This is a genomic window from Streptomyces sp. NPDC031479, assembly GCF_055581065.1.
On the sequence record NZ_JBVIKC010000006.1, the window covers coordinates 181,637 to 208,236 of the forward strand.

18 protein-coding genes are annotated in these 26,600 nt (G+C 72.2%); 9 read left to right on the forward strand and 9 right to left on the reverse strand.

Annotation, left to right across the window (positions count from 1 at the left end; genetic code table 11):
* Positions 1 to 156 precede the first annotated feature (156 nt).
* Positions 157 to 639 carry an ATP-binding protein gene (locus ACZ5D2_RS10035; RefSeq protein ID WP_468928477.1) on the reverse strand — a complete coding sequence of 161 codons (483 nt, stop codon included), beginning with the start codon at positions 637 to 639 and terminating at the stop codon, positions 157 to 159.
* Between the two features lie 164 nt (positions 640 to 803).
* Complete coding sequence (locus tag ACZ5D2_RS10040; protein WP_371680957.1) at positions 804 to 1,226, reverse strand: secondary thiamine-phosphate synthase enzyme YjbQ; 423 nt, start codon at positions 1,224 to 1,226, stop codon at positions 804 to 806.
* Positions 1,227 to 1,366: 140 nt separating this feature from the next.
* On the opposite strand from ACZ5D2_RS10040, the gene ACZ5D2_RS10045 reads away from it, so the two are divergent.
* The 5 genes from ACZ5D2_RS10045 to ACZ5D2_RS10065 all read left to right on the forward strand — a co-directional run bounded on the left by ACZ5D2_RS10045 (position 1,367) and on the right by ACZ5D2_RS10065 (position 8,677).
* Positions 1,367 to 3,031: a serine/threonine-protein kinase gene (locus ACZ5D2_RS10045; RefSeq protein WP_468928479.1), complete on the forward strand. Its 1,665-nt coding sequence runs from the start codon at positions 1,367 to 1,369 to the stop codon at positions 3,029 to 3,031.
* A 76-nt stretch (positions 3,032 to 3,107) separates the two neighbouring features.
* Positions 3,108 to 4,913 carry a bifunctional phosphatase PAP2/diacylglycerol kinase family protein gene (locus tag ACZ5D2_RS10050; RefSeq protein WP_468928481.1) on the forward strand — a complete coding sequence of 602 codons (1,806 nt, stop codon included), beginning with the start codon at positions 3,108 to 3,110 and terminating at the stop codon, positions 4,911 to 4,913.
* A gap of 27 nt (positions 4,914 to 4,940) precedes the next feature.
* Positions 4,941 to 5,894, forward strand: a complete 954-nt coding sequence (locus tag ACZ5D2_RS10055; protein WP_371680961.1) for a YihY/virulence factor BrkB family protein — start codon at positions 4,941 to 4,943, stop codon at positions 5,892 to 5,894.
* Positions 5,895 to 5,935: 41 nt separating this feature from the next.
* Positions 5,936 to 6,754 carry a phosphatase PAP2 family protein gene (locus tag ACZ5D2_RS10060; protein WP_468928484.1) on the forward strand — a complete coding sequence of 273 codons (819 nt, stop codon included), beginning with the start codon at positions 5,936 to 5,938 and terminating at the stop codon, positions 6,752 to 6,754.
* A gap of 573 nt (positions 6,755 to 7,327) precedes the next feature.
* Positions 7,328 to 8,677 (forward strand): erythromycin esterase family protein, encoded by a 1,350-nt coding sequence (locus ACZ5D2_RS10065; RefSeq protein ID WP_468928485.1) that lies wholly within the window; start codon positions 7,328 to 7,330, stop codon positions 8,675 to 8,677.
* Between the two features lie 295 nt (positions 8,678 to 8,972).
* On the opposite strand, the gene ACZ5D2_RS10070 is transcribed toward ACZ5D2_RS10065, so the two are convergent.
* From ACZ5D2_RS10070 to ACZ5D2_RS10080, 3 genes are all read right to left on the reverse strand, one after another.
* Positions 8,973 to 9,875 (reverse strand): C40 family peptidase, encoded by a 903-nt coding sequence (locus ACZ5D2_RS10070; protein WP_468928487.1) that lies wholly within the window; start codon positions 9,873 to 9,875, stop codon positions 8,973 to 8,975.
* A 39-nt stretch (positions 9,876 to 9,914) separates the two neighbouring features.
* Positions 9,915 to 11,072 (reverse strand): SPFH domain-containing protein, encoded by a 1,158-nt coding sequence (locus tag ACZ5D2_RS10075; protein WP_371680965.1) that lies wholly within the window; start codon positions 11,070 to 11,072, stop codon positions 9,915 to 9,917.
* A gap of 393 nt (positions 11,073 to 11,465) precedes the next feature.
* Entirely contained in the window at positions 11,466 to 16,361 is a 4,896-nt protein-coding gene (locus ACZ5D2_RS10080) for a CHAT domain-containing protein (protein WP_468928489.1), read from the reverse strand.
* Between the two features lie 122 nt (positions 16,362 to 16,483).
* Between ACZ5D2_RS10080 and ACZ5D2_RS10085 the strand changes: the two genes are divergently transcribed.
* Together ACZ5D2_RS10085 and ACZ5D2_RS10090 are read left to right on the forward strand one after the other, a co-directional pair.
* Positions 16,484 to 16,858 (forward strand): hypothetical protein, encoded by a 375-nt coding sequence (locus tag ACZ5D2_RS10085; protein ID WP_371680967.1) that lies wholly within the window; start codon positions 16,484 to 16,486, stop codon positions 16,856 to 16,858.
* On the forward strand, positions 16,855 to 17,787 hold the full coding sequence (locus ACZ5D2_RS10090; protein WP_468928492.1) for a hypothetical protein: 933 nt from the start codon (positions 16,855 to 16,857) through the stop codon (positions 17,785 to 17,787). The genes ACZ5D2_RS10085 and ACZ5D2_RS10090 overlap by 4 nt, the downstream gene beginning before the upstream one ends.
* 28 nt (positions 17,788 to 17,815) lie before the next feature.
* On the opposite strand, the gene ACZ5D2_RS10095 is transcribed toward ACZ5D2_RS10090, so the two are convergent.
* The gene (locus ACZ5D2_RS10095) at positions 17,816 to 19,270 is read right to left on the reverse strand and encodes a serine hydrolase domain-containing protein (protein WP_468928494.1); all 1,455 of its coding nucleotides are present in this window, start codon (positions 19,268 to 19,270) and stop codon (positions 17,816 to 17,818) included.
* 314 nt (positions 19,271 to 19,584) lie between these two features.
* Here ACZ5D2_RS10095 and ACZ5D2_RS10100 point away from each other — a divergent pair, with 314 nt between their 5' ends.
* Positions 19,585 to 20,229, forward strand: coding sequence for a dihydrofolate reductase family protein (locus ACZ5D2_RS10100; RefSeq protein WP_371680972.1), 645 nt, complete (start codon positions 19,585 to 19,587; stop codon positions 20,227 to 20,229).
* A gap of 103 nt (positions 20,230 to 20,332) precedes the next feature.
* On the opposite strand, the gene ACZ5D2_RS10105 is transcribed toward ACZ5D2_RS10100, so the two are convergent.
* The 3 genes from ACZ5D2_RS10105 to ACZ5D2_RS10115 form a co-directional block, all read right to left on the reverse strand.
* Entirely contained in the window at positions 20,333 to 22,537 is a 2,205-nt protein-coding gene (locus ACZ5D2_RS10105; RefSeq protein WP_468928496.1) for a SpoIIE family protein phosphatase, read from the reverse strand.
* A gap of 679 nt (positions 22,538 to 23,216) precedes the next feature.
* On the reverse strand, positions 23,217 to 24,689 hold the full coding sequence (locus tag ACZ5D2_RS10110; protein ID WP_468928498.1) for a hypothetical protein: 1,473 nt from the start codon (positions 24,687 to 24,689) through the stop codon (positions 23,217 to 23,219).
* Between the two features lies 1 nt (position 24,690).
* Positions 24,691 to 25,323, reverse strand: coding sequence for a hypothetical protein (locus tag ACZ5D2_RS10115; RefSeq protein ID WP_468928500.1), 633 nt, complete (start codon positions 25,321 to 25,323; stop codon positions 24,691 to 24,693).
* 312 nt (positions 25,324 to 25,635) lie between these two features.
* Here ACZ5D2_RS10115 and ACZ5D2_RS10120 point away from each other — a divergent pair, with 312 nt between their 5' ends.
* The gene (locus ACZ5D2_RS10120; RefSeq protein WP_371680976.1) at positions 25,636 to 26,364 is read left to right on the forward strand and encodes a pyridoxamine 5'-phosphate oxidase family protein; all 729 of its coding nucleotides are present in this window, start codon (positions 25,636 to 25,638) and stop codon (positions 26,362 to 26,364) included.
* Positions 26,365 to 26,600 lie beyond the last annotated feature (236 nt).

Sequence of the window (26,600 nt, forward strand, 5' to 3'; positions counted from 1 at the left end):
GCGGGGACACGGGCACGAGGAGGGCCGGGAAGACCCCGACACGGAGCAGTGGGGCAAGGCGGCCGCCGGGTCGGCCGGGTCGCGCGGCGCCCGACCGGACCGGGTCTTCCGGGAGGAGCGCGAAGTGCGCACGCCGACGCCGCGCCCCGAACGGGCTCAGCGCCGTACGGGGCCGCCGGCGACCAGCCGGGAGGTACCGATCTCGGCCCACACCACCTTGCCGGGCGCGTGGGCCTCGGAGCCCCAGCGATCGCAGAGCCGGTCGACGATACGGAGTCCGTGGTTCCCGGGAACGCCGGGCCGGGCGCCGAACCGGCGACGGGGCAGCTCGGGGGAGCCGTCGCACACCTCGACGCGCACCGCGTCCCCGCGGCTGAGCGCGAGGTGCTGGCAACCGCCGGCGTGCAGGGCCGCGTTGGCCACCAGCTCGGAGACCAGGAGCAGGGCGTCCTCGGAGGTCTCCGTCCCGTCCAGTTCCCACTCCCGTAGTGCCCGACGGGTGAAATCACGGGCCTTCGCGACCTGCCCGGGCGCTCCGGCCAGGACCAGGAGCCGCCGCCGCACCGGCGTCGAGTGCGGCCGGGTCCGCGGGTGCGGCGAACGTTCGGTCTGCGATGCACTGCTCTTGACTGAGGTCACTGTGGTCCGTTTCCACCGTTCGGGTCCCGCCCGGCTTCACTGTCCGGTACGGGGCGTTTCGTACGGTGCGTATGCCCCGGGATCGGCCGCGGACACGCGACGCAACCGCTCGGGCCGCCGGAGCCGGTGCGCGGGGGCCGTCCTCGCCCTCGACCCGGGCGCCCTCAGCCGAGGAAGGACAGCCGGACGGTGCGCCGGGGGTTGTCCCGGTTCGTGTCCACCAGGACGACGGACTGCCAGGTGCCGAGCGCCAGCTCGCCGTCGACGACCGGCAGGGTGGCGTGCGGGGGTACGAGTGCCGGGAGCACGTGGTCGCGGCCGTGTCCGGGCGAGCCGTGCCGATGGCGCCAGCGGTCGTCGGCCGGCAGCAGTGTGGTGAGGAGGTCCAGCAGGTCGTCGTCGCTGCCCGCGCCCGTCTCGATGACGGCGAGGCCGGCCGTCGCGTGCGGCGTGAAGACGTTGAGGAGCCCGTCGCGGCCGTCGGCCACCTCGCGCAGGAAGCGGGCGCAGGCGGCCGTGAGGTCGTGGACGGTCTCGTCGGAGCCGGTGGTGATGTCCAGGGTCCGGGTGGTGAAGGCGCTTGTCATGCCGCCATCCTCGCGCCCCGTCGCCCGACGGGCCTCCATGCGCGCGGCGCCGCCCGTCGGGGAGGAGGCCGCCCCGGAGGGCCCGCGCGGTCGCCCCGTACAGTTCTGCTCGGCAACGGCCTTCGGAACGGGGTGGCTTGGTGGAATCGCTGAGACCCGGTGATCCGCTGGAGATCGGCGGGTACCGTCTGCTCGCGCGGCTCGGCGAGGGCGGCATGGGCGAGGTGTTCCTCGCCCGAACCGCCTCGGGGCGGGCGCTGGCGCTGAAGACGGTCCACCGGGAGCTGGGCCGGGAACCCGGCTTCGCCGAACGGTTCGATCGGGAGATCCGCACCAGCGACCGCGTGCGCTCGCCGTGGACCGTCTCGGTGGTGGACTTCAGCCCTGCCGGCTCCTCGCCGCAGTGGCTCGCGACGGAGTACGTCCCCGCTCCCTCCCTCGGCGACTGGGTGCGCGGGCACGGCCCGCTGCCGGAGGCGGCCGTGCTGTCACTGGCCCGGGAGCTGTCGGCCGCGCTGGTGGCGGTACGCGCGGCCGGCGTGGTCCACCGGGACATCAAGCCGGCCAACGTGCTGCTGGGCCCGGAGCGGCCGTTCCTCATCGACTTCGGGATCGCCCGCACCGTCCGCGACCCGCGCCGCACCCGGACGGGCGCGGTCATCGGCACCCCCGGCTACCTCGCGCCCGAGCAGGCCGTCGGCGCCACGGCTGGGCATCCGGCGGACGTCTTCTCCCTCGCAGCCGTCCTCGTCCACGCCGTCACCGGCCGGGGCCCCTTCCTCGACCACGCCGAGGAGACGAGCCTGCCGGCCCTCCTGTACCGGATCGTCCACGACGAGCCCTTCCTCGACGGTGTCCCGGCCGCGCTCGTGGCGCTCCTGCGGGACTGCCTGGCGAAGGATCCGGACCGGCGTCCCACCGCCGAGGAGGTGCGGGACCGGCTCGGGGCCGGCCGCGAGGGGGACTGGACCGCTTCGGTCCCGTCCGCCCTGCCGGCCGACAGCGCCCGCCGCGAGGCCGCACTGCGCCCGCTGCTCGACGCGACGACGGAAACGGCCCCCGAGGCACCGGCCCCCGTCCCGCAGGCGCCCGTCCCGCAGGTTTCCGTCCCGCCTGCTCCCGCCCTGCCTGCCCCCTTCCCTCCGCTTCCGGACCAGCCGCCGTCGGCCGACCAGGCCCCGATCCCGGTCCCGATCCCGGTCCCGGTCCCGGTCCCGGCCGCGCCATCCGCCGCGTCGGGCACGCGTCGGGTGCTCGTCGGCGTCGCCGGTGTCGTCGGCGTGGCGGCCCTGGCCGTCCTCCTGACGCAGTTGCGCGGCGGCGCGACGGGCGAGGACAAGGCGGCCGTCGCGCCGTCCTCCTCTCCGCCCGGCCGGGCGTCCGCCGCCCCGTCCCCCTCCGGATCCACCCTGCCCGCCCCCTGGGTCGGCACCTGGACCGGCGTCGGCCCCGGCACCCCCGACGCGGACGGCATCACCCACGCCCGCACCCGGGACTTCGCGGTCACGGTCACCTTCCAGGCCGGCGCGGTCGGGGAGGTCATGGGACGCCAGGTCAGCGACGTCCGGGAAGTGGTCGGCGGACGGAACCTGGGCTGCACGGAAGCCCTGGAACTGCGCGGACTGAGAGCCGACACCGCCGTACTCGCCGCCGTGACCAGCCGGCCCACCGATCGCACGGCCACCTTCGACTGCCCCAAGGGCAACATCTACGTGGTCTCCCTGACCGCTCCCGACACCCTGACCATCGAGCTGGAAGGCGCCCAGTCCGCGGGTGCCCCCAGCACCCTGACCCGTCGGCCCTGACGGCGGCCCCCTGGGCTGGGACCACTGACCGGGCACCCCGACGCATGATCACGCGCGGACGGGCCAAACGATCCGCATGATGCGAAGGTACGGTTCGACGGCGCGCGGCGCCTGGCTCCTGCTGTTCCTTCCGGTCCAGGCCGCCTTGATGGTCGCCCTGGGCCGGTTCGTGACCGGCCCGGCCGCGCGGCACTGGCCGTTGTCCGAAGAGGCGGGCGCCGTCCGTGAGTCGGGCGCGCACCGCGACGGGGCGACCATCACGCTCTCCAAGTGGCTCTCGGTGCTCGCCGGGACGGAGGTCGTCATCGGCGTGACCCTGGTCTGCGTGATCGCCCTGCTCGTGCTGCCGCGCGTCGCGCACCGCGTCGAGGCCATGTTCCTCGCCGTCTCCGTGGCCGCGCAGTCGGCGGTCTTCGTCGTGGTCACGGCGTTCGTGGAGCGACCGCGCCCCGCCGTCACCCAACTGGACGCGGCCCCACCGACGTCGAGCTTCCCCTCCGGCCACGTCGGCGCCTCCGTCGCCCTGTACGCGGGGCTGGCCGTGATCGCCGCCCTGCGCATGCGAGGGCCCTGGCGCTGGGTCGTCACGACCCTCCTGCTGCTGATCCCCCCGGCCGTCGGGCTCTCCCGCGTCCACCGCGGCATGCACTACCCCAGCGACGTGGCCGCCGGTCTGCTCAACGGCGTGGTGACCCTCGTCATCACGGGCTTCGCGCTGCTGTACGGACACACCGCCGCGAAGGGCTCCGGCGCCCGGCCCGACGTGGGGACGGACGCGCCGTCCGCGGGGCGGTCCGCCCCCCGGCCCGGCACCCCGCCGACCGCCGAACCCACCCCGCCGCCGGGCGACCGACCCGAACCGGCACCCGCGACCGGGCCCGTCGGCAGGCCCGTCCTCGTCGTGCGCCACCCGCACGGCTGCCCGGACGAACTCGCCGACCGCATCAGGGCCGTCCTGCGCGACCACGGCCATCAGGAGCCGGACCAGCGGTGGATCACGACCTCGGCCGCACGGCCCTGCGGCGAGCTGGAGCCGCGGATCGCCGCCGAGCGGCCCGCCCTGGTCGTGGTGTGCGGGGGAGACGGCACGGTGCGCGCCTGCGCCGAGGTCCTGGCCGGAACCGGGATCCCGCTCGCCGTCGCGCCCTGCGGCACCGGCAACCTGCTCGCCCGCAACCTCGGCCTCCCCACCGATCCGGCCACCGCCCTCTCCGAGTCCCTGACCGGAGACAGTTTCGGCATCGATGTCGGCCGGACCGGGGGCGACGGCCTCCGGCCGAGCCGGTTCACGGTCATGGCCGGCGTCGGCTTCGACGCGGCGATGGTCCGCGACGCCTCACCGCGGCTCAAGTCGCGGATGGGGTGGGCCGCGTACGTCCTGTCGGCGGTGCGCCACCTGGGCGACCCCAGCGTACGGCTCACCGTGAGCATCGACGGAGGCCGCCCCCTGAAGCGCCGGGCCCGCATGGCCGTCATCGGGAACGTCGGCGCCCTGCAGGGCGGGCTGCCCCTCCTGCCCGGTGCGCGACCGGACAGCGGCCGCCTGGAGGTGGTGCTCTTCGCCCCCCGTGGCCCCTCGGGCTGGCTCGCCGCGGCCGGACACCTGACGGCCCGCCTCCTCGGCCACCGGCCGCCCCCGCCGGCCCGCACCCGTGGCGGGCACAGCGAGGCCGGCGGCGCGCTGGAGTACTTCAGCGCCACCCGGGTCGACATCCGCTGCGCGACGGCGCAGCCACGTGAACTCGACGGGGACGCGGTGCCCGACGGCCCCCGCCTGACCGCCGAGATCGAACCGGGCGCCCTGCGCGTCCACCTGCCCCGCGCCCCCGGTGCGCCCCACGAACCGCCGCGGGCCGCGGTGACGGCCGACCGGTCCCGCTGAAGACGTCGAAGAGGAGGCAGGACACCGATGGGCACCGCACGACGGGTACCGCAACGGCACGACGTCGACGGCGACGAACTGTCCGCCGACGAGGCATGGGCCGCGTTGCGCCGCTACGGCGGCTGGCGCCTGGCCCGCGATTCGTTCATCCGGTTCCGCTACGCCGACGGGTTCAGCCACGCCCGCGCGCTCGCCCTCCAGACGGTCCTGTCGATCGTCCCGCTGGCCATCGCCGCCGTCGGCCTCTCCGGCGTCCTGCACACCGAGGACATCGGCCGCGTCACCGAACTCACCATCCGCAGCCTCACCAGCGGCCCCGGACACGCCGTGGTCGACGACGCGCTCGACGAGAGCCGGCGCCACGCCGGGGACGGCGGCCAGGCGGCGCTGTGGTTGGGGCTGCTGTTCTCCCTCGTCAACGTCACCACCGGCCTGTGCCAGGTGGAACGGGGAGCCAACCGCATATACGGCAACGAACGCGACCGCCCCTTCCTCGCCAAGTACACCCGCGGCCTGGTGATGTCGGCCCTCGCCGGGTTCCCCCTCGGCCTCAGCTTCACCGTCACCGTCCTCGGCACCCACCTGACGGGGGCGCTCGCCGAGGTGTACCGGCTCGACGAGGGCACCGTACGGGCCTGGGAGCTGCTGCGCTGGCCCGTCGGCGTCCTGCTCGCCGTCCTCGCCACCAGCGCGATCTTCCGGCTCTCCCCACGCCGGAGCCAGCCCGGCTACACCTGGCTGGCCTTCGGCGCCGTCGTCCACCTGGTGCTGTGGAACCTGGCGACCTGGGGCCTGAGCCTGTACGTCGGCGCCAGCGGCTCCTTCACCAACGTGTACGGCCCGCTCAGCGCGATCGTGTCCCTGCTCCTGTGGTCCTACCTCACCTCGACCGCGCTCTTCCTCGGCCTCTCCTTCGCCGCCCAACTGGAAGCCGTCCGGGCGGGGGTGAAGGAACCGATCCGGCCCGACCCCGGAGTCTGACCCGCCCGCCCCCGACCGCACACGAAAGAGGCTCCACGAAGATGGCACGGCGCACCGCACCCCTCTCACGCCGACCGCTGCACGGCCTGCTGTCACGGCACGCCGGACCCGATGCGACGTTCGGCAGGAGACTCGTGCTGACCACCGCCGTCACCGCCGTGGCGGCCGTGCCCTTCGCCCTCGCCCTGGTGCTCGTCGAAGCCCGATGGCCACCCCTGTACCGCCTGGACCGGGCGACGGCCGAACGCCTCCACGCCACCGCCCTCGAACATCCAGGCCGGGTCCGGGTCCTCGAAGTCCTCAGCGACCTCGTCTGGGACCCCGTCAGCCTGCGCCTGCTCGTGGCCCTGCTCGTGATCTGGCTCGCGGTGCGCCGCGCCTGGCGGCTCGCCGCCTGGGCCTGCGTCACGGCGGTGGCGGGCGGGCTCATCGGGCTGCTGGTCAAGATCGCGGTGGAACGGGCACGGCCCAGCCTGCCGGACCCCGTCGCCCACGCCCCCGGGTTCTCCTTCCCCTCGGGGCACGCGATGACGGCCACGACCTCCTGCGCCGTCCTGCTGCTCACCCTGCTGCCCCTGGTACCGCGCGCCTGGCGCCCGCTGCCGTGGGCGCTCGCGCTGCTCACGGTCGTGGGCGTCGGATACACACGGGTCGCGCTCGGCGTCCACTGGGTCAGCGACGTGGTGGGGGGCTGGCTGCTGGGCCTCGCCCTCGTCACGGCGACGACCCTGGTCTTCGAAGCCTGGCGGGCCGACACCGGCCGCCGGCGGACGCCGGTGACCGAAGGCCTGGAACCGGAACTCACCACCCCCGACCCCGAAGCGCCCCCGGCCGCCACCGCCCGCCGCGCAGCCCCCTGACCATCCGGCCGCCCCACGGCGGGGGCGGGCTGTCACCGCAAAACCCGAAGATGATCAGCGACCGTTTTCCGCCGCTATGTCGGACGCCGGCCCGTCAAGAACAACCGGCCCCACCACGCCGGCCACCTGTGGGCCTTCGCCTCCCCGAGATGGTCGCGCCGGCAGTCGGAGCCACCGGCGACGAACGGGCCGGCGGCGGTGCGCGGGGTACATGTACTGACCTTGTCGTTCACCGTCAGGCGGGCAGCACCAGACGGGACAGGACCAGGACCCAGGTCCCGGTCCGGCAGAGGAACAGTCCCACGGCCCCATGCGACTTCTCATCCCACACTCGGACGATCTCCGTGAAATCCGATGATTCGCTGTAAGGGCACTGTCGGAGCGAGAACCACGATTCGGTGGTGCTCGGTCGGCCACGCGATTGGCGGGTCTCGTGCACCCCCCCGGAGGAGGGCAGGCCCGGGGAAGGGACCTGCGGCTTCCTCAGCGGGCGGCCAATGGGATCGCGGGCATTGATTTTTCTCAGAGATTCACACGCAAGTGATCGAAGGGCAAGAACACATGGCTATTCACATGAGGCCCATCAGCCGCCGGCGGCTGATGGCCATGGTGGCGATCGCGGCGGGGGCGGCCCTTACCCCGGTGGCGGTCCATGCGGTCACCGTCAATGAGGTCCCCGCGGCCGGTGGTAAGCAGAACCCGGTACGCGTACTGGAGCAGGCGGCCCACCCGCTGCGGGCGACCGAGCCCGGCGGAAACACGGCCGACCTGCGAGCCCTGTCCGGGATGATCGGCGACACCAAGGTGGTCGGCCTCGGCGAGGCCACCCACGGCTCCCACGAGTTCTTCACCATGAAAGAGCGGGTCTTTCGCCACCTCGTCGAAGAGAAGGGCTTCACCACCTTCGCCTTGGAACTGAGCTGGTCCGCGGGACTCCAGATCGACGACTACGTCCAGACCGGCAAGGGCGATGCCCGCGAGATCGCCGCACAGACGCTGGCCAACTCTCCCTGGGAACGCGAGGAATTCGTAAGTCTCATCGAGTGGATGCGCGACTACAACAGCAACCACCCCGACCGCCCCGTGCACTTCATGGGCGACGACATCGGCGCCCCCTCGTTGAATGACGCGTTTTTCGCACGCGTGACCGGCTACGTGGAGAAGAACCACCCCGAGGCGCTCCCGCGGCTGAACGAGCTCTACGCCGGCCTGCGGCCCATCGACGACGTTTTCGCCTACCTGGCCAAGCCGCTCGCGGAGCGGCAGCAGCTCGCCGCCAAGGCGCAACAGGGCCTGGAACTGATCAGCAGCCAGAAGGGCTCCGGCACGGACGCCTTCGAGTGGGCCGAGCAGAACGCCCGCTCGATCGCCCAGACCGCCAAGTTCCTTACCTTGAACCCCGCCGACCGGGAGTCCCTGAACAGCCATCAGCGGTTCCGCGACGAGGTGATGGCGCAAAACGTCGCATGGTGGCAGAAGCACACCGGCGACAAGATCCTGGTGTCGGCGCACAACAACCACGTCGGCTACGTCTCCGACAACCCCGAGCTGTACCCGAAGACGCAGGGGTCATTCCTGCGGGACACCATGGGAAGGAACTACCTGCCCATCGGCTTCACCTTCAACCAGGGCTCGTTCCTGTCGAAGGACGCCGCCCTCGGCGGCGACTGGAAGAAATTCACCGTGGGCGCCGCCGAGCCCGGCAGGAACGAGCACACCCTCGACCAGGTCCGCTACCAGGATTTCTACCTCGACGTCCGCAAGGCCCCCGCCGCCGCGCGCGCCTGGCTGAACGTCGCCCGGCCCACCCTCGACATCGGCACGCAGTTCCCGGAGGAGCCCCGCGACGTCGCGATCGCCAAGTCCTTCGATCTCCTCATCCACCTCCACGAAATCAGGGAGGCCGACAAGCTGAAGCCATGACGAACCGGCGGAGCCGCGCCCCGGTGTGTTACCTCGGGAGGTTGTGCTCCGACTGGTGCAGGCCGCGGCCCGTGCCGTCCGCCGGGACCGACCAGATGTCGTCGGCGCGTCCCTCCCGTCCCGGGAGGGCATGTCCGACGGTCCGACGGTCCCGGCGTCCAGCCAGGCCGCTTGGCCGTCGACGGTGCGCGTTTCCGCGAGCCGGTGTTCGCTCATGTCCGCCAGGTCCAGCAGCCGGCCCGCCGCCATGACCGGTCCCACCGGGCCCCGCAACGCCGCCCGCACCTGCTCCGGGTCAGCGGACGCGGCCGTACATGTTCGGCTCGTAGTAGTCGAACGAGGAAATCCTGACGTTCTTCCCCGGGCGGGGGGCCTCCAGGTACTGGCCGCCGCCGAGGTATAGGGCAACGTGATGGATGCCGGAGGCCCGGCCGTTGTCCGACCAGAACACCAGGTCTCCCCGGCGGAGTTCGGACCGGGTGAGCGGGGAGGTCATCCGGTACTGGTCGTCCGCCACCCTGGGCAGGCTGATGCCGGCGCTTCGGTAGGCCGCCTGCATCAGCCCCGAGCAGTCCCAGGCGTGCGGCCCGTTGCCGCCCCAGACGTAGGGGTCACCGATGTGGTTCATCGCGAAGGCGACAGCCGCTTCGGTGCCGTGGCGGACGGGCGTCCCGGACCCGGAGGTGCCCGAGCCCGAGCCCGAGCCGCCCGTCGCGGCACCGCCGCCGCCGGTGTAGCGCTGGTACTTGTCCTTGTGGCTGGTCCACCACCAGGCTCCGCCGCGCTCGTACCAGTACACGCGGTCGGTGGGGTCCCAGCCCTGCCGACCCCTGAACGCCGGCTCTGAGGTGCGCGGACCGCCGGAACCGGAGGCGGTCCGCCGGCTCTCAACGCCGTCCGGCTGACCCGTCTTGGCCAGGTACTTGTCGTAGTGCGAGGTCCAGCGCCACCAGCCGGTGGCGTCCTTGTACCAGTACTTCGATCCGTCCCAGCCTGCATGGGAGGGCGCGGGTTCGGCCGATGCGGTGCCCGCACCGGTACCGACGAGTACAGCTGCCCCGACCGCCGCCACGACGGCGCTGCGGACAGTACAGCGTCGGCGGACGGCGGGGCCGTCGAAGCCTCCGGGCGTCATGGGCGCACAGCCGACGCAGTCGCACTGCTCGGGTACCACGTCGGTGAATTCGGGTGTACGCAAGGGTGCTTTCCTTCCAGGGATGAACAGCACGGCGGCGGGTCAGCAACCGGTGTCGGCTGCGGTGCCACGGGCTGTGTAGAAGGCCACGGTCAAGTCCTTGACCAGGGCCTTTCGTTCGTAGTCGTCAAGGTCGACCAGTTGGCGGTCGGTCATTCGGCGGACGGTGTCGTCGACCGCGTCGAGGACGGAGGTGAGGACCGCGTCCCGGTGGCGGGCGTCGATCGCCGCGTTGCGCAGGCGCTGCATGGCCTCCGCCACCTCGGGGGCGTACTCCACGCGCAGGGGGCGGGCGATGCACACCTCGATTCCAACGGCCCGGCACTCGGCCGCCAGCAGCCGGGTGCACTCGTCCCCGAGCCTGTCGGCGTCGCGGAGGGTGGCCGGGGGTACTCGCGACCCGGCTCCGGACGGGCTGCCGCCGGCGCCGTCGAAGCAGTCCACCGGCATTCGGGAGAACACCCGCGCGACGCTGGACTCGACCTGCGCGCGCAGGATGGAGATGTGGTCGTCGACGGCGAGGGATGCCCGGGCGGTGTCCCGTACGCGCCAGACCACCAGCACCACGGTGCGGAGTGCGGTGCCCTCGGCATCGACGACGGCCAGGGGTTCGCTGCGCCAGTGGCGCAGCCGGACGTCGATCCGCTCGTGCCGGCGAAACGGAGAGGACCACAGCAGGCCCGTACGGCGGATCGTGCCGCGGTAGCGGCCGAAGAGGGTGATGACCCAGGCCTGACCGTCCCGCCCGCGGCGCAGTCCGGCCACCGCGAGGAGGGCGGCCAGGGCACAGCCCGCCACCACGGCGGTGGGCCAGGAACCCGGCTCCAGCCGGGTGGGGAGCCCATGGCTGCGGACCGTCCACGCGGCACCGGCCGCGGAGAGACACAGGATCAGCACGGCCCACCAGCCGGAGCAGACAAGGGCCCGGCTCTCGGTGAGGCCCGGGCCGAGGCGGGGTGGCAGGGCCCCGCTGCGGCCGGGCACCGGTGCCCCGGCGGGGACGGAGGCGCGATGTGCGCCCGGCGCGGGGCCGGGGGGCGCGACCGAGCGACCCTGGGGCGGCCGGAGAACCTCCCAGCCGGGCATGCGGGCTGCCGCGGCCTTGCCGAGCCCGTCCCCGGCGACTGCAACGGATACCGAGGGCTGCTCGATGGTGTCGGGTTCGGGTTCCGAGAGGGCGGGCTCACGGTGCAGGCCCATGAGCGGACGGACCCGCGCGACGGGTATGGAACCGGCACGATCCGCGGATGCGCGCACCCGGTCCGGGCCCGGCCGCGCGGCTCCCCGGCCTCCTGGCGTGGAACCACCGGGCAGGCGCTCACCGGTGTTGTTCGTCGACTGGGACAAGTCCACCCCAAACGGCAGAAGATGATCATCGATGGATCGATCTTCGTGGACCACGACGAGCCCTGCGCTTCGCGAAGGTCCTTACAGCCCGGGACTTTCGTACCTATCTCGCACGTATATCCCTGTCAGCCGCCGTTGCCGCCCGCGACGAGGGCGGCATGCCCCTGACGGGGAAGCCGACGCGCACCGGGCCGGGTCGGTACGTACGGCGGCCTGAACCGCGGCCGGATCGACACCGGCACTCGCTCAGTGCCCCGTGTACGTGAAGCCCGCCCAGAAGTACGGGTGTGCGTAGGGCCTCGTCCCCAGCCACAGCAACCGGGGGACGGTCCCCGAAGGACCGGGGCCCACCGCCTCCGGGAAACGTTCCTGAAGCTCCTGGTTCGTGCTGTCCCTCAGCCACAACTGCGCCCGGCGCAGTGCTTCCGATGGCTCCGTGTCCTCCTCCCAGCACCCGTAGAAGGCCGCCATGAGCAGATTGGTCGCCTCGTCCGGGACCTGCCACTGGGACGCGATGACACCGGCGGCGCCGATGACCAGGAACGCCGAGGACAGATTGACCGACTCGTACGACGAATTGATCCCGGATACGTTGGTGGAACAGGCCGAGAGCACGGACAGTCTGGCGTCGATCCGGGTGTCCATGAGGGTGCCGATCCTGAGGCGTTCCCCGCCGGACAGGCGCAGTGAGCTGTCCAGGGGGCGGAGGAGGGACACGTCTCCGTGGCAGGCGAAGTGGAGCACGTCGCACGAGGGCAGGTGCTCCAGCGCGCCGGCCACGGTGGCCTCGCCGCCCCGGAGACGGATGTGGTCGGGGAAGCGCCGGAGCGCGGCGGTCATCTCGGCATCGGTGCGCAGCGACGCCGCGCCCGGTTCCGGATCGTCGACGGCGAGGAGTCGCGTGGGCAGCCGCGAGGCCGGGCCCCGCTGCCCGCGGGCGCGGTGGGCGGCCTGGGACAGTGTGCGGGCGTTGGGCGCGTAGGTGACGCGCATCAGGTCCAGCGCGTACGTGTCGTCCAGCGCGGGCTGCAGGTTCGCGGACCCCCGCGCCGCGTGGAAGGGCAGGAACGACAGCGACCCCGCGGGGACGAGCGTGATGGCCCGGTGGCCGGCCATCGCCAGCAGCACCGGCCTCATCACGGCCGTCCAGAGGACGGCCGTGATGACGCTGATGGCGGGCAGGACGGCCGGTCCCTTCGCGCTGAGCAGATACGCCGCGAGGAGGTCGGCCTTGTCGCGTTCCAGGGGCAGTTCGACATGACCGGGGCGGTCCCCGCCCCGCTCGACGGTGAGGGCCAGCCCGCCCCAGGGCGTGGCGAGCACGTACACGAGGGGCTGTTCCTCGGCTGCGGCGTAGATGTCCTGCAGGCCCGGCGGTTTGAGGAAGTCGCCGAATCCGTCGACCTCGCGGATCTCGTCGATGAGGCTCTTCAGGTCCTCGTGCCGCCTTTTGAGCGGTTCCGCCCACTGCCCGGCCGCGCCGCCCGGGGCGCCGGGCCGGCGCACGCCCCTGTTCGAAGGATCGAGGAGCGTCTCGAGCTCCGCGATGGCATGGGTGTGGTCGTGGTAGCGGCGGACGAGATCGCCGCGTCCGGCGTCCTGGAGCCCGCCCAGGTCGGCCGGTTCGCGTTCCAGGGCATCGGACAGCATCGCCGCCAGTCCGCGCTCGACGATGACGGCGGCCGCCGCCGTGTCGCCGAGCTGCGCGTATGCGTACCCGCCCAGGCAGCTGAGCCAGCCCAGCTCGGCGACGACGGCCTCCTTGTGGTCGCGCACCAACTGGGCGCGTACGGAGGTCTCGTGGTGGGCCAGCCCGAGCTCGGCCGCCTCGACCGCTTCGGCCCACGCACCGCGGTCACCGGCCCACCGGGCCCAGATCCGGGCCCCCCGTCGGAGGGGGAAGCCCTGTTCGACCGCTGTCGTGCAGGCCGCTCGCAGGGTCGCCGTCGCGCGGGCGGCGTCCTCCTCCGAGCCGTCCCGGGCGTGCCTGAGGGTCAGCGCCTCACCGAGGGTGGCCAGGTGCATGGGCAGCAGCGCGGAGGCCGCGCTCTCGTGGGACACGCACCGTTCGAGCAGGGGGATGGCTTCGTCGAGGACCCCCGGAGCGCGGGTCTGCTCGTACCGGCGCATCAGTACGGACGCCAGGTTGTGCAGGGGGCGTGTCCCGACCTGCGCGGTGGGTCGGCCGTCGACGGCGTCGCGCAGTGAGGTGATCGCCTCGTCGAGCATGGCCGGATCGGGTGCCAGGTCGTCGAGCCGGAGCTGTGCGGTCGCCAGATCGGCCGCGTGGCGCCACCGCAGGGCCGACTGAGGGTCGGTCGCCTCGTACAGCTCGCGGTGGAGGGAGACCGCTTCGCTGAGATCGCCGATGTCGTTGAGACGGTGGCCCCGGTTCTCCAGGGCGATGGCGAGCTGCCTGACGAACTCGGGTTCGGCCCGTTCCCCGTATCCGGCCCTGAGGACGTCGATCGCCTGGTCGAAGTAGAAGAGTTCCCCCGTCGCGATCCCCAGGGTGTAGAGCGCGGTGCCGTACTGCTGGATGCGTTCGGGATCCGGAGGATTGCCGGTCGCCAGCGCCTGCAGGAGCGTTGCCGACCGGTGCAGAGCGTCCACGTCACCGGTCGCCTCGTAGAGGATGCCGAGGGTGAGCCCGTGGACCTGGGCCGCCAGGGCCGCGTCCTCCCCGTCGACCCCGGCGTCGAGTGTCGCCTCCAGGATCTGCACGGCCTTCTGCACGAGGGCGACCTGCCCGGTGTGCTCGAAAAGGCGGACGAGCAGGATGGCCGTGCGGCAGCGGCTCCTGGTCGTGGCGCTGTCGATCTCCATGAGCCTGCGGTCGATGAGCGCGTGTACACGGCGTGCGGGGAGGGCGTCGGCTCCCGCGGCGTAGCCGTCTTCCAGGAGCATCTCGCACAGCCGGTACACGATGTGCTCATGGAGCTCGCTGCCGCCGGGGGCGAGCTCGGCGGCCTCGCCGAGCAGGGTGACGGCAGCCGCCGTGTCTCCGACGTTGCGCCGGTCCAGAAGCAGTCCGGAGAGTTTGTAGACGGCTGCCAGCCGGTGTGCCGGGCCGCAGTCGTCGGCCACTTCGCGGCTCAGTGCGATGGCCCGGTCGAGGGAGTTGCGCTCGCGGGTCAGGTCGTAATGGAGTTCGAGCACCCGGCTCACCCTGCCGCGGACCTGGGAGCGCTCGCCGCGGCCCAGTTGCCGCGCCGCGGCGAGGTGCCGGACCGAGGCTTCCGCGAGGGCGAGGGCACGCTCGAAATCCTCGGCCCTCGTCTCGACGCTCACGCCGGCGCGGTACGCGAGGGCCTCCGCCAGCAGGCTGTGGATCAGGGCCTGCCCGTCGGGGGCCGCGTCCCGTGCGAACTCGATGGCGTCCAGCAGCTTGACCGCCTCGTCGGCGTTCGCCAGGGAAACGCCGCCCGTACGGTACGTGAGCAGCGCGGCGGCGAGGTTGTGGGGCAGCAGACCCATGAACCGGGGCCGGCAGCGCCGCCACAGTTCGCGCATCTCCCCGATGATCCGCCGGCGGAGCTCGTGCGGGAGATCGAGTCCACCGATGTCCGTCGCCTCGCCGGCCAGCACCAGGGCCCGGGCCCTGAACTCCTCCGAGGAACGCCGCCATCGGGGATCATCCAGGAGTGCGGCGGCTGCCCGTGCGGCGCTCTCGGCGCGCGTACCGGCGGCACGGTGGCTTGCGATCGCATCCGTCAGGGCCAGGTACCGTACGGCGAGTCCGTCGTCCGCCATGCCCGCGACGCCGGACTTCTCGGCGAAGGCCGCGTCGATGCCGATCTCCACGCACCGTTCCACGAGCCGCTGATGCTGGCGCCATGCGTACGCGTCGCCGTCGTGCCCCTGCGCCTCGGCCGTCGCCGCGTTCCGGGCGAGGGCCTCCGCGATGGCCCGCGTGTTCTCCGGGGGGGCCAGCAACAGGGCCCGCGCATCGGTCCACGTGTCCGTGTTGCACAGCTGCTGCGCGAGTGACTCGGCGAGCTGCCCGGGCTCGGGCGCTTCCGGGTGCGTCTCGTCGGACGGCCGGGTCGGTAGCACGCCACGGTCCAGATCGGCCAGACAGGCGCGGGCCGTGTCCGCCACCCGGGGCACGGGGGAGGTCAGGCAGATCTCCCAGTGGCGCCGCGCCTCCCGACGCCGCCCGAGGTTGGCCAGTGCCGAGCCGAGATCGAACCGTGCGCGCCAGGAATGCTCGGGGTGGCCCGTGGCGAGAGCCTCCTGGAGGGCTTGCTCGGCCTCTTCCAAGCGCCCGGCCGCGAGGAACAGTTCACCGATGTTGGTCAGGGCCCGCGCCTGCTGATCGGGATCGGGCATGGCCACGGCCGTACGGTAGGCGGCGAGCGCGTCGTCGTCCCTGCCGAGCTCGGCGAACATCAGACCGAGATTGACCGCCGAGTCGGCCAGGCCCTCGGCGATCGCGATCCGGAAGGCCGCTTCGGCGGATTCCGGCCTGCCGGCCCTCTTGAGCAGATTGCCCAGGTTGTTGGCGGCCCAGGTCCTGGCGGTGGGGGTCCCTTCCTCGATCGCCTGCCGGTACGCCCGTTCCGCTCCGTCCCGATCACCCCGTTCGGCGAGGAGCACGGCCAGGTTGAAGGCCGCCTGACCGCCCGCGGTACCCCCCTGGCGAGCCGCGAACGCCAGCAGCTCCACGGCCCGGTCCGGCTCGTCGTGCGCCACCACCATCGCGAGCGCCTGGGCGGCGAAGCCCGATTCCCGGGTGCCGGAGCCCACCGCGCGTTCCAGGGCCGAGACCGCCGCCGCGTCGTCACCCAGGGCCTGGTACGCGGACCCGAGGTAGATGTCGGCGACGGTCCGCTCCTCCGGGTCGCCCAGGGAGCGCGCGGTGTCGAGCACCCGGACCGCCTGCTCGACCTCACCCCGGTAGAGGTGGAGCAGGCCCATGTTGGTCCGCTGCCGTGCGGTCAGCGCATCCAGGGCGGCACCGGGTCCGAGCCCGCAGGCCAGCCGGACCGCCGCGGCCATGTCGTAGCGGTCGAGGAGCAAGGTGTGGCCGGCGACGAACGCGCCGACGTCGTACGGACCCTGTACCAGCATCTCCGCGAGTACGGCGGCGACGGCCGCGGGCTCGTACTGCACCGGCACGCGACGGCTGGGAGCGTTCAAGGTTCCCCCCCCGGTGGACGACCCCGCATACGACGTCGTCATTGTCCCTCAACTCCACTTGTCCGAAACGGGATTGTGGTAGAAATGTCCGGGGGTGGGTGAGCGTGGGTGAAGAACTCCTGATGACCGCCAGGACAGTCCGCGGATACCTCAAGGAACTCCTCGGGGCCGACGAAGCCGTCCGGATGGACCAGCTCCTCGACTCGCTGCTGGTCCGCGCCGCGCGGGGCGAAGACGTCGACGAGGAGCTCGCGACCGCCTTCTCGGCCGACGCGACACTGCGCGCCTTCGCGTCGGCCGTTCTCGCCGATCCGGAACACCGACCGCCCCGCGTCCGGGAGGTGCGGCTCTCCGGCGACGGCGAGATCGTCGACGTCGACCGGTTCCACTGCCCCGGGGGCGACCTCGTCTGGTACCGCTTCGACGTCGGGGAAGAGATCCCCGAATGCCCCAGGCACGGTGGGCGGCTGACGCGCTCGGAAGCCGGCCCCGCGTGATCGGCAAGTTCTGGGAGTCGGTCGGCGGCAAACTCGCCGACCGGTGGGCGTCCGCGGCCGGACCGGCCCTGGTGTTCTGGGCGGGCGGGCTGCTCGCCTGGCTGCTCGCCCACGGCGGCTGGCACCGGCTCTCCGACCTCGGCACCTGGCTCCAGCGCCAGTCCGCCGCGGGTCAGATCGCGACGCTCCTCGCCCTGCTCCTCGGCGTCGCCACGAGCAGCGTGGTGGTGGGCTGGGCGATCGAGGGCACGCTGCGGCTGATCGAGGGCTATCTGCCCCGGCCGGTCGCCTTCCTGCGGCCGCTGCTGCTGCGGGGGACCGGGGGATCGGCACGACGTGTCCTCACCGAGCTCCACGAGCTCGCGGACGAGGTCGCGGAAGGGCGGGCAACGCCGGAACAGCTGGCCCGCTTCCAGCACCTGGACCGCCGGCGCCGGGACTGGCCCAGCCGGCCGGACCGCTACATGCCGACCCGGGTGGGCAACATCCTCCGCGCCGGGGAGAGCCGCCCGGTGGACAAGTACGGCCTGGACCCGGTGGCAGTCTGGCCCCACATGTGGCTGCTCCTCCCCGGCCAGGCGAGGACGGACCTCATCGCGGCACGGACGGCCCTGGACGGCGCGGTCGCCGGGTTCCTGTGGGGCCTGCTGTTCTCGGCCTTCACCGTCTGGACCCCATGGGCCCTGCCGGTCAGCCTCGCGGTCGTCACGAGCACCTGCCTCGTCCTCCTCCCCGCCCGGGCCCGTACCTTCGCGGACTTGGTCGAGGCGACCATAGACCTGTACCGGATCGACCTGTACGAGCAGCTCCGATGGCCGCTGCCCGCCGACCCCGTGGCGGAGAGGGCGAGCGGGCGCCTCCTGACGAAGTACCTGGTGCGCGGGCTCGATGCCCCGGCCCCGGTCTTCACGCCCCCGAGCGCCCCCTGAACGGCCGCGCCGGTGCGCGTTCGTCGTGCTACGCGGTCTTGGGGCCGCAGCGCATGCCGATGTAGACGCAGCCCGTGCCGTCGGGCAGCGTGGAGAAGACCACGGGCATGTAGTCCTCGCTGAACGCCGCGCCCACCCCCGTACCGGCGAAGACCGTCTCCGTCACCGGCAGCAGGTCGATCCGGAGCGGTTCGGAGAAGTCCTTCATGCCGTCGACGAATTCGTACAGCGCGTGGCCCGCGCCGTCCCGCTCCGTCACGGTGATGACCACGCCCTCGCGCCGGTAGGTGCCGACCAGCGGCGCGAAGTCGACCGAGGGCGGCTGGGCCGGCGGGGCGAAGGGCTCGGGCATGGTCACCCCGGCCAGTTCGGCGAGGAGTTCGCGGTAGAGCGCCGCGTACACCTCCCGCGCGCCACCGCCGTTGGTGAGCAGCGCCACCGCGACGCCCGCCGCCGGCACCACGCGCAGGTAGCCGTACTGCCCGATGGAGGCGCCGTCGTGCCCGTAGCCCTGGACGCCGTTCCAGTCGTACAGGGTCCAGCCCAGGCCCCAGCCGTCCGAGCTGACCGTCCATTTGTCGGGACAGTCCACCACCCGGCGCTGCATCAGCGCGACCGCCTGCTCGGAGAGGATGCGCGTGCCGTCCTCGGCCACGCCGCCGGCCAGGTGCATCCGGGCGAGCCGGGCGAGGTCCCCCGCGGTGGCGATGACCCTGCCGTAGGGGCCCGCCGAACGGGGCATCATGTCCCATTGCGGTGCCGGGTCCGGTTCCTGGCCCGCCTCGCCCAGGTGCCCCATGGCCGCGCGGAACCGCAGCGCCTCCTCGGGCAGCGTCATGGTGTGCGTGAGGCCGAGGGGGGTCAGGAGCAGGTCCTTCAGCGCCTGGTCCCAGACCTTGCCGGTCACCACCTCGATGATCCGGCCCAGCACGTTGTAGCCGACGCTGCTGTAGGAGATCGCGGTGCCGGGCGGGCCATCGAGCGCCACGCCCTTCGCCGCCTCGACGTACTTGGCGAGGCAGTCGTCACCGCGCCCGCTGTCGTGGGTGAAGTCGCAGGTGAGACCGCCGGTGTGGCTGAGCAGCTGACGTGTGGTGATCGCCCCGGTCGCCTCGGGGTCGGCGACCGAGAACTCCGGAAGTACGTCGACGACCGGGGCGTCCAGGTCCAGTTCACCCGATTCTGCGAGCTGCATGACCAGGGTGGCGGTGTAGACCTTGGCTATCGAGCCCATCTGGAAGACCGTGTCGGTCGTCGCCTCCACGCCCGTTCCGCGGTGCAGCACGCCGCTGGCCAGTTCGTGGACGGTCCCGTCGACGAGCAGCGCGAGGGATGCGCCCGGGACGTGGTGCTTGGCGCGCAGTGCGTCGAGGCGCGCCTGCCAGTGGGCGAGGTCCAGGTTCCGGCCCGCGGAATCCCGGGAACCCCACGCGCCCTTGGCATCCCGGCTGCCCTGCTCGTCCCGGCTCACGTTCTTCGGCATGTCTGCTCCCCCTCGATGCGTACAGCGTCCTCTCGGTGTGAACACTGTACGCATGGGGGACGGTGTACGCAAGAGGCGTACATCGTCCCCCATCAGTCCTGCGTCCCTGGGAACGCCCCGTCCGCCACCCCCTTTCCACCACCGAGGCACGCCCGGACCGCATCACGCCACAGACGCTGCCGCGCCTTGGCGCAGGCAACGGCGGGAAGGCCCGGCGCTGGGTCAAACGAAGTCGGTTCCGTCGCGGCGATGAGTTTGCGGGCGCCCGCTGGTCTATCTCTTGACGGAGACAACCCACTCACCAGGAGCAAGCCATGGGCCTCATCGACATCGAGATGTTCGCGACCCTCGACCTCGTCGGGCAGGCGCCCGGCGGCCCCGACGAGGACCCGGTGGGGTTCCCGTTCGGCGGCTGGCAGGCGCCCCTGCTGGACGAGGTCGCCGGGGCGCAGGTCGATGCCGCGTACGAGGGCACGGACGCCCTCCTGCTCGGCCGGCGCACGTACGACATCTTCGCCGCCTACTGGCCGCACCAGGAGGGCGGCGAGGACAACGAGTTCGCCACGCTCTTCAACAGCGTCCCCAAGTACGTGGCCTCGCGCGGCAAGCCCGACCTCTCATGGGCCGGATCCACGCAGCTCGGGCCGGACCTCGCCGACGCGGTGCGAGAGATCCGTGACCGGCACCAGCACGTGAAGGTCGTAGGGAGCCTGGACCTCGTGCAGACCCTCCTGCGCGAGAAGCTCTTCGACCGCCTCGACCTCTGGCTGCACCCGATCGTGCTCGGCGTCGGCAAGAAGGTCTTCGACGGCGGCGCGGTACCCACCAACCTCACGCTCCTCGCACCCCCGGCAGCCGGCCCCAAGGGCACCGTCCATCTGCGCTACGGGCTCGCCGACGGCATCCCCGCGACGGGGGACATGAGCGCACCCGACCGCGGCCTCGGAAGCGACGGCTGAGCCACCCGGCCCGCGCCTGGTGGGCCTTTACACCGGGAAGCGGGCACCGCAAAAATAGGGCGGCGAACCGGAGCCCCGGAGCCGGACGTACTCCCGGGCCCTGTCACGGGTGCCGCCCCTCCTGGGCGTAGCGCAGCAGGAGCAGGGCGATGTCGTCGGTACGGGGGGCTCCGCCGAGGGCCTGGCCGATGAGCTCGTCCGCCAGCGTGCTCAGCGGGTGGCGTTGGTGGGTCGCGGTGATGCGGGCGGCGACGGCCGCGATGCCGTCTTCCAGGTCCTCGCCGGGAACCTCTACCAGCCCGTCGGTGTACAGGGCGAGCAGGGTGCCCGGCTCGAACGGGATCTCGACGGCCGTGTAAGAAGCGTCCGGATCGATGCCGAGGAGCAGTCCGGGCGGCAGGTGCAGCATCTTCGCCGGGGCGCCGGCGTGGCGCAGCAGCGGGGGCGGGTGGCCGGCGGTGGCGAGGTGGGCGGTGCGGGCCGCGAGGTCGATGTGGGCGTACACGCAGCTGGTGAACAGCCCGGGTTCGAGGTCGGTCAGGAGGCGGTTGGTGCGGGCGAGGACCTCCGCCGGATGTGCTCCGGCGGTGGCGTGGACGGCTGTGCGGACCTGGCCCATGAGGGCGGCGGCGTTCACGTTGTGGCCCTGGACGTCGCCGACGGCGGCGGCGACGGTGGTGTCGTCGATCCGGATGAGGTCGTAGAAGTCGCCGCCGATGTCGAGCCCGTGCGCCGCAGGCAGGTAGCTGGCGGCCACTTCGAGGTGCGGGACGCCGGGCAGGGCGTGCGGCAGCAGGCCGGTCTGCAGGCTGTGGGCGAGCTGGTGGGTGGAGTCGTAGAGCCGGGCGCGGTCCAGGGCCTGGGCGATGAGTCCGGCGAGGGAGGTCAGGATCGCCCGTTCACCGGGGACGAACGGATGGGGACGGGCGTAGGCCAGGATCAGGGTGCCGATGGGCCGGCCGGACGCGGTGAGGGGCAGGAAGGCCCACGCCGCCATGTCGTCCCCGATCAGGACGTTCGGGAAGGCGGCTGCCAGTTCGTCGGCGGTCGCGAAGAACAGGGGCTCGCCCGTGCGCAGGCCATGGGTGCTGGCCGTGTGGATGCTGAGCGGGATGCCGTCGTAGCGGGCCATGAGCTCGGCCGTGTAGCCGCGGAAGCCGACGATGCGCAGGCGCTGCTCCTCGGCCACCAAAAGGGCCAGGGCCTGGGCGCCGAGCGCGGGGACGAGCATATCGGCGGCCTGGTCGACGACGTCGCGGGCGTGGACGGCCTCCGTGAGGGCGGCCGCCAGGTGCATGAGCTGGTAGAGGGCGGTGGCCCGGCTCGGTGAGGGCTCCGCGGGGACGGCACTCGGCGCGGTGGGCGGCGGGACGGGCTCATCGGCGGTGACCGGGGTGATGCGCACGCTGATCCCGGTGTCGTCCGGGTAGAGGTCGAAGCGCAGGTAGCGGCCGATCGGGGGCGCGGCGGTGAAGCTGCGTGGCAGCCGGCTGATCGCTGCGGCCCGGTAGTGGTCCTCGATGACGGGGGTGTCCATCCAGGGCAGTGCTTCCCAGGGGAGGGCTCCGCGGAGCCGGGAGACGGGTGCGCCCAGCATCTCTGCCGCCTCGGCGGTGATGAAGGTGATGGTGCCGTTCAGATCGAGTGCGCAGTTGCCTCCGGGCAGCCGGCGGATGAAGGCCATGGCGGCGGCGGCCTCGGCCGGTCCGGGCGTGGGAGGGGGAAGCGGTCGCAGCATGACCGGGTGCGCCGGCGGACGGACGGGGTGTCCGGCGTCGGCGGCCCGGCGCAGGTGGTTCGCGAGACGGCCGCAGGCCGAGTCCACGGCGTCGCGTTCCCGGGCGGTCAGGTAGGGCGCGTGGGAGCCGGGCCACATGAGGACGAGACCGGCCCCCGTGGGCTCCGCGGCCTCGGGCACCGGGTCGGGGACGAGCGGGGCGGCGGCGAGGGCGAAGTCGTACGGCAGGACCAGGCCGAGGCGCGGGTAGCGCCGGGCGGTCTCCTCCTGGCCGCCCAGCCAGACGAACCGTCCTTCGCGGACCGCGTCGGCCACCGGGATGGCATCGTCCACGACCACCCGGGACCAGGGCAGCGCGAACTCACGGGCCAGGCCCAGGGTCATCGCCAGATGCAGGACGCGCCGGGCGGGGTCGGGCAGGTAGAGCATGCCGATGGACGCCCCCGCAGTCGCGCAGACCCGGATCAGGGCCTCGCCGAGTGCCCGCTGACCGGCCCCCGCGATGCCCTCGGCGGGTCCGGAGGGCTCGGGCGGTTCGTCCCCCTGGTCACGCCCTGGAAGGTTTCGCACCCATCCATGATCCCCCCACACCCCGCCCGCGCTTCGTCACCGGCCCGCCCCGGCGAGCCCGTGCCCGCCCGCCTCCGGCTCCGGCGGTGGCGTAGGAACTGTTCCTCCCGCGACGGGCGCGGCTCACCACGGGGCGGCTGGGAAGCCGGAACGACTTGCCGAAACCGGTGAACGGTACACCGGCCTCGCCATCGCCCACGTCCTCTCCTCCGGCGACGCGCTGATGGCCTACACGGCCTCCGGCTGAGGTCGACCACAACGGATTCGAAGGCGTGGGGCCCGGTCCGGGCGCCATCGTCCCGTCCGCGGCCCCTCGTACCCCACCGGCGCCCGTCGGGCCCGCCGCCCGACCCGCCGCGGGACACGGCGGGCGAGCGGCGAGCGCGGCGAGCACGAGCGGCGCCTGGAAGCCGCCCGGCAGGCCGGAGCCGGAGCCGACGCCGAACGGATCGGGCCCGGGCAGAACCGGCTGGGCGCCATCGGGACCCCGGCCACGGTCTCCGCGCCCCGCGCCGGGACATCCTGGGCCGGAAGGAACGGCCGGGCCGTCCAGGGCCCCCGCCACCGTCTCCCGTGCGATGACCAGCTGCATGCCGGGCGCCGCCGCCCCCGCCCGGTGACGTCGAGGCGCCGGGGCGTCTCGACGTCCACCCGGTCGGGAAGGGGCGGTGCTTGCTCGTCAGGTGCGGTTCAGGGACAGGTCGAGGCGGGCGATGGTCATCGTCTGGTCGGTGACGGTGACGTCGGTGTCAGTGAACCGGGCGGACTTGAGCCGGTCGCGGACGAGGTCACGCAGGGCGGGGCGGTAGGAGTCGAGGTTGTCGAGGACGGCCTGCGGAACCTCGACGGAGCCGTTGAAGCTTCTCGGCTGGGAGGTGAGCCCCGGAGCCTGGGGGGTCTGGCGCAGACCGTCGACCGTGTGGAGCGTGAGCTGGAGCTCCTGGCCGTCCGCCTCCAGGATCAGGGGCGTGCCCTCGACCGCGACGTCGAACTCGCGGACGCGGGCGTTTGCCTGCCCCAGCGCGCCGGCGAAGTGGTAGGGGGAGGGCGCCGCGAGGGTGTCCGTGGAGCGGTCGGCGGGGGTGTTCTGAAGGACATGGCCTTCGAGGGGCTCGTCGGTGGGGGTGAAGGTCCACTGGGATGCGGTGAGGGTCTTGCTCCAGTAGCCGGCGTGACCCTGGTCGCTGCCCTCTACCCGGAGTTCCCGGGCGTCCGATCCGACGCCGGTCTTGTGGATCGAGATCCGGTCCGTGACCTGTCCGGGGATCTTGGGCTGGCGCATCCAGTCCGGAGCGGGCAGTTGGATCTTCGGGAAGGTCGCGCCGCGCTGGTCCTCGTAGGAGTAGCTGAAGAAGACCTTGTCGGATCCGGCGATGTCGAAGTCGTACAGGCGCGTGTACATGTCGCCGTAGCGGTTGATGACGAACGAGGTGGAGGCGGCGGTGGACAGCGCCTGGGCCTGGAAGCGTCCGCGCAGCGGGGTGGACATCTCGTAGCTGTGGTCGGCGGGGAGCCAGGGGTCGACATAGGTGATGCGGCTGCCGTCATCGCTGAGCGCGAAGACGTGGGAGACCTTGGCGCCGCCCGCCGGGTGATCGTTGCCCGCGGTGTCGCGCCACACCTTGTCCTCGCCGGGTGACAGGACGGACCAGGTCCAGCGGGCCGACCGGTACGGGACGGTGTTGCCGCCGCCCAACCACAGCGGGGCCCCGTAGCGGTGTGTCCAGTTCCACGTCCAAGGCGCGTTGAGGGCATGGTCCATCGTGTAGATGTTGCCGCCCTCGTCGAGCGCCACCAGCTCGTCGTCGTCCACGGAGATCCCGGTGACGTGGCCGGCCAGGCAGGCGGGCAGCGCCATCGTGCGCCAACCACCGGTCGTGGAGGCTTCCTTGACGTACATCCGGCCCTCACGCAGGGCGAAGGACCACCGTCGGTTGAAGGTGCCCGTGGTTCCCCGCAGGTTGATCTGCGACGGCAGTTCGACGGCCGCCGGCTGCAGCGCGGAGAGCCCCAGGGTGCTGTTGCCCGGTATGAGGTCGGCCAGGCCCGCGGTTCCGGCCAGTTGGCACGGACCAGTGGTGGCTGCGGCTGGGGTGGCCGGGGCGAGGGTCACCGCCGTGAGGAGGGAGGCGGCCAGTAAGGAGCGAAGCATGTCAGATCCATTCGAGAGAGATGAAGACGACCAGTGCGACGGCGTCCAGAGTGAGCAGTGAACCCACGGCGATGGCCTTGGACTTGACCTTGGGCAGGTCGTGGACCCAGTAGCTGACGAGGAAGAAAGGCATGTAGCCGATCAGCCAGATCAGCAGGGGCATGCCGGCTCGCCACCATGACCACTCCCAGGTGAGCGCGCCCACCTGGTTGAGGGCGACCTCCACACCGACCGCCGCGGCGGCTCCGGCGCCCGCAAGTACCCACCGGTTGGGCAGGCCGAGCACGCGCAATGACTTGTCGGCCGGCAGCAACTTGGCCGCGACCACGCCGAACACCGCGAACATGAAGCAGATCTCGATGTTCAGGCCGATCAGGATCAGGTAGGCCGAATCACCGCCCGGCGCGCCCCATACCGGGGCCCGTCCGGTGAAGTGGAAGACCAGGGCGTTCCAGATCTCGTTGAACCAGTCCATGCCCCAGAAGGCCAGGCCGGCGAAGAAGACGTTCCAGTTACGCCGCTCCGCCTCGGTGGCGTAGACGTACAGAACGATCAGAAGTAGCGGTATGACGTACCACTGGAAGGCATGTACGTCACGCAGATGCTGCAGGGCGGTGCTGGCGGCGTCGGTCACTGAAGTGGGCTCCTTGCGTGCTGAGAGCAGGAGTCTGGCAGCGAAGCGACAGGCAGTTGAATAGCCGTCATATTACTTTTAAGTAACTGAAGGTGGGTGGTGTGCCGGGTGCGAGGGGGGCGTTCGTCGCTGCGGGAGGCCTGAGGTGGAGGCTGGGCGAGGGTTTCCGTTGTGTTGCAGCCTTCGATGAACTGATTTCGTTGAATGCTGGCAAAACAATGGCGATATCGGTAGCGTCGGGTCCATCGCACCGACGGGTCCGCGGGTTCCTGCCGCATGCCCCGGCCCGTCCGCCATGCGTGAAGTCCCCTGATGCATAACGCACTTGTGAAAGAGGCGTACGTGAACTACAGCCAACTTCCCTCCACGCTGCCGGAGGTGGACCGAACCCGTCACCGTCGCCTGAGGGCTCAGGGAAGTCTCGACCGTGCCGTGCTCAACGCGATCCTGGACGCGGGCTTCATGTGCCACCTCGGGGTGGTCGTCGACGGGTACCCCATGGTCGTCCCCACCGTCTACGGCAGCGACGGCCGCAACCTCTACTTCCACGGGTCCGTGGCCAGCCGAAGCCTGGTCGCCTCACCCGGGGCGACGGTGTGCGTGACCGTGACGCACGTGGACGGCCTCGTGCTCGCACGGTCGGTGTTCGAGCACGGCGTCAATTACCGCAGCGCGATGATCTACGGCGTCCCGCGTCTGGTCACGGACACGGAGGAGAAGCTGGAGGGTCTGCGCTGCCTGACCGAGCAGGCCACACCCGGGCAGTGGGACTACGCGCGGCAGCCCAGCGCCAAGGAGATGGCGGCGACCGCGCTGCTCTGCATCTCGCTCGAGGAGGCGTCGGTCAAGACGAGCACCGGCGGCCCGGAGGACGGCGACGGCCCCGACGCCGCCCTCGGAATCTGGGCGGGAGTCCTCCCACTGGTCGCGACCTGGGGCGAACCGGAGGCCGACACCCTGCTCGCGGACGGCATCGAGCCGCCCCCGCACGTCACCGCCCGGAGCAACACCCGCGCATTCGTGGCGCAGGCGACCGGGTGACGTTGGCTGAAGACCGTCAGCGCAGCGGAGGTGCGACGGTCGGGCCGGCCGTGGCGGTGTTCCGGCAAGTGGGGCTTTTTCGGGGCTGTGGGCCTGTTCCGGTCCGCGGGTCTTTGAGCGTTGGCGCTGTTGACCGTTCCGCCCCTGCTCTGTTTGTGGCTGAATAGGGGTGAAGGGTTTCGCGCAGCTCGGAGCTGCCGGTGCCTGTCAGGATGATGGATCGGACGTTGCCCACG

Coding starts and splice junctions, on each gene's coding strand:
- ACZ5D2_RS10095 (WP_468928494.1), bottom strand. CDS start 19,270: ATGCCGAAGAACGTGAGCCGGGACGAGCAGGGCAGCCGGGATGCCAAG.
- ACZ5D2_RS10055 (WP_371680961.1), top strand. CDS start 4,941: ATGGGCACCGCACGACGGGTACCGCAACGGCACGACGTCGACGGCGAC.
- ACZ5D2_RS10060 (WP_468928484.1), top strand. CDS start 5,936: ATGGCACGGCGCACCGCACCCCTCTCACGCCGACCGCTGCACGGCCTG.
- ACZ5D2_RS10075 (WP_371680965.1), bottom strand. CDS start 11,072: ATGGGCCTGCACCGTGAGCCCGCCCTCTCGGAACCCGAACCCGACACC.
- ACZ5D2_RS10110 (WP_468928498.1), bottom strand. CDS start 24,689: ATGCTTCGCTCCTTACTGGCCGCCTCCCTCCTCACGGCGGTGACCCTC.
- ACZ5D2_RS10065 (WP_468928485.1), top strand. CDS start 7,328: ATGAGGCCCATCAGCCGCCGGCGGCTGATGGCCATGGTGGCGATCGCG.
- ACZ5D2_RS10040 (WP_371680957.1), bottom strand. CDS start 1,226: ATGACAAGCGCCTTCACCACCCGGACCCTGGACATCACCACCGGCTCC.
- ACZ5D2_RS10050 (WP_468928481.1), top strand. CDS start 3,108: ATGATGCGAAGGTACGGTTCGACGGCGCGCGGCGCCTGGCTCCTGCTG.
- ACZ5D2_RS10085 (WP_371680967.1), top strand. CDS start 16,484: ATGACCGCCAGGACAGTCCGCGGATACCTCAAGGAACTCCTCGGGGCC.
- ACZ5D2_RS10100 (WP_371680972.1), top strand. CDS start 19,585: ATGGGCCTCATCGACATCGAGATGTTCGCGACCCTCGACCTCGTCGGG.
- ACZ5D2_RS10120 (WP_371680976.1), top strand. CDS start 25,636: ATGCATAACGCACTTGTGAAAGAGGCGTACGTGAACTACAGCCAACTT.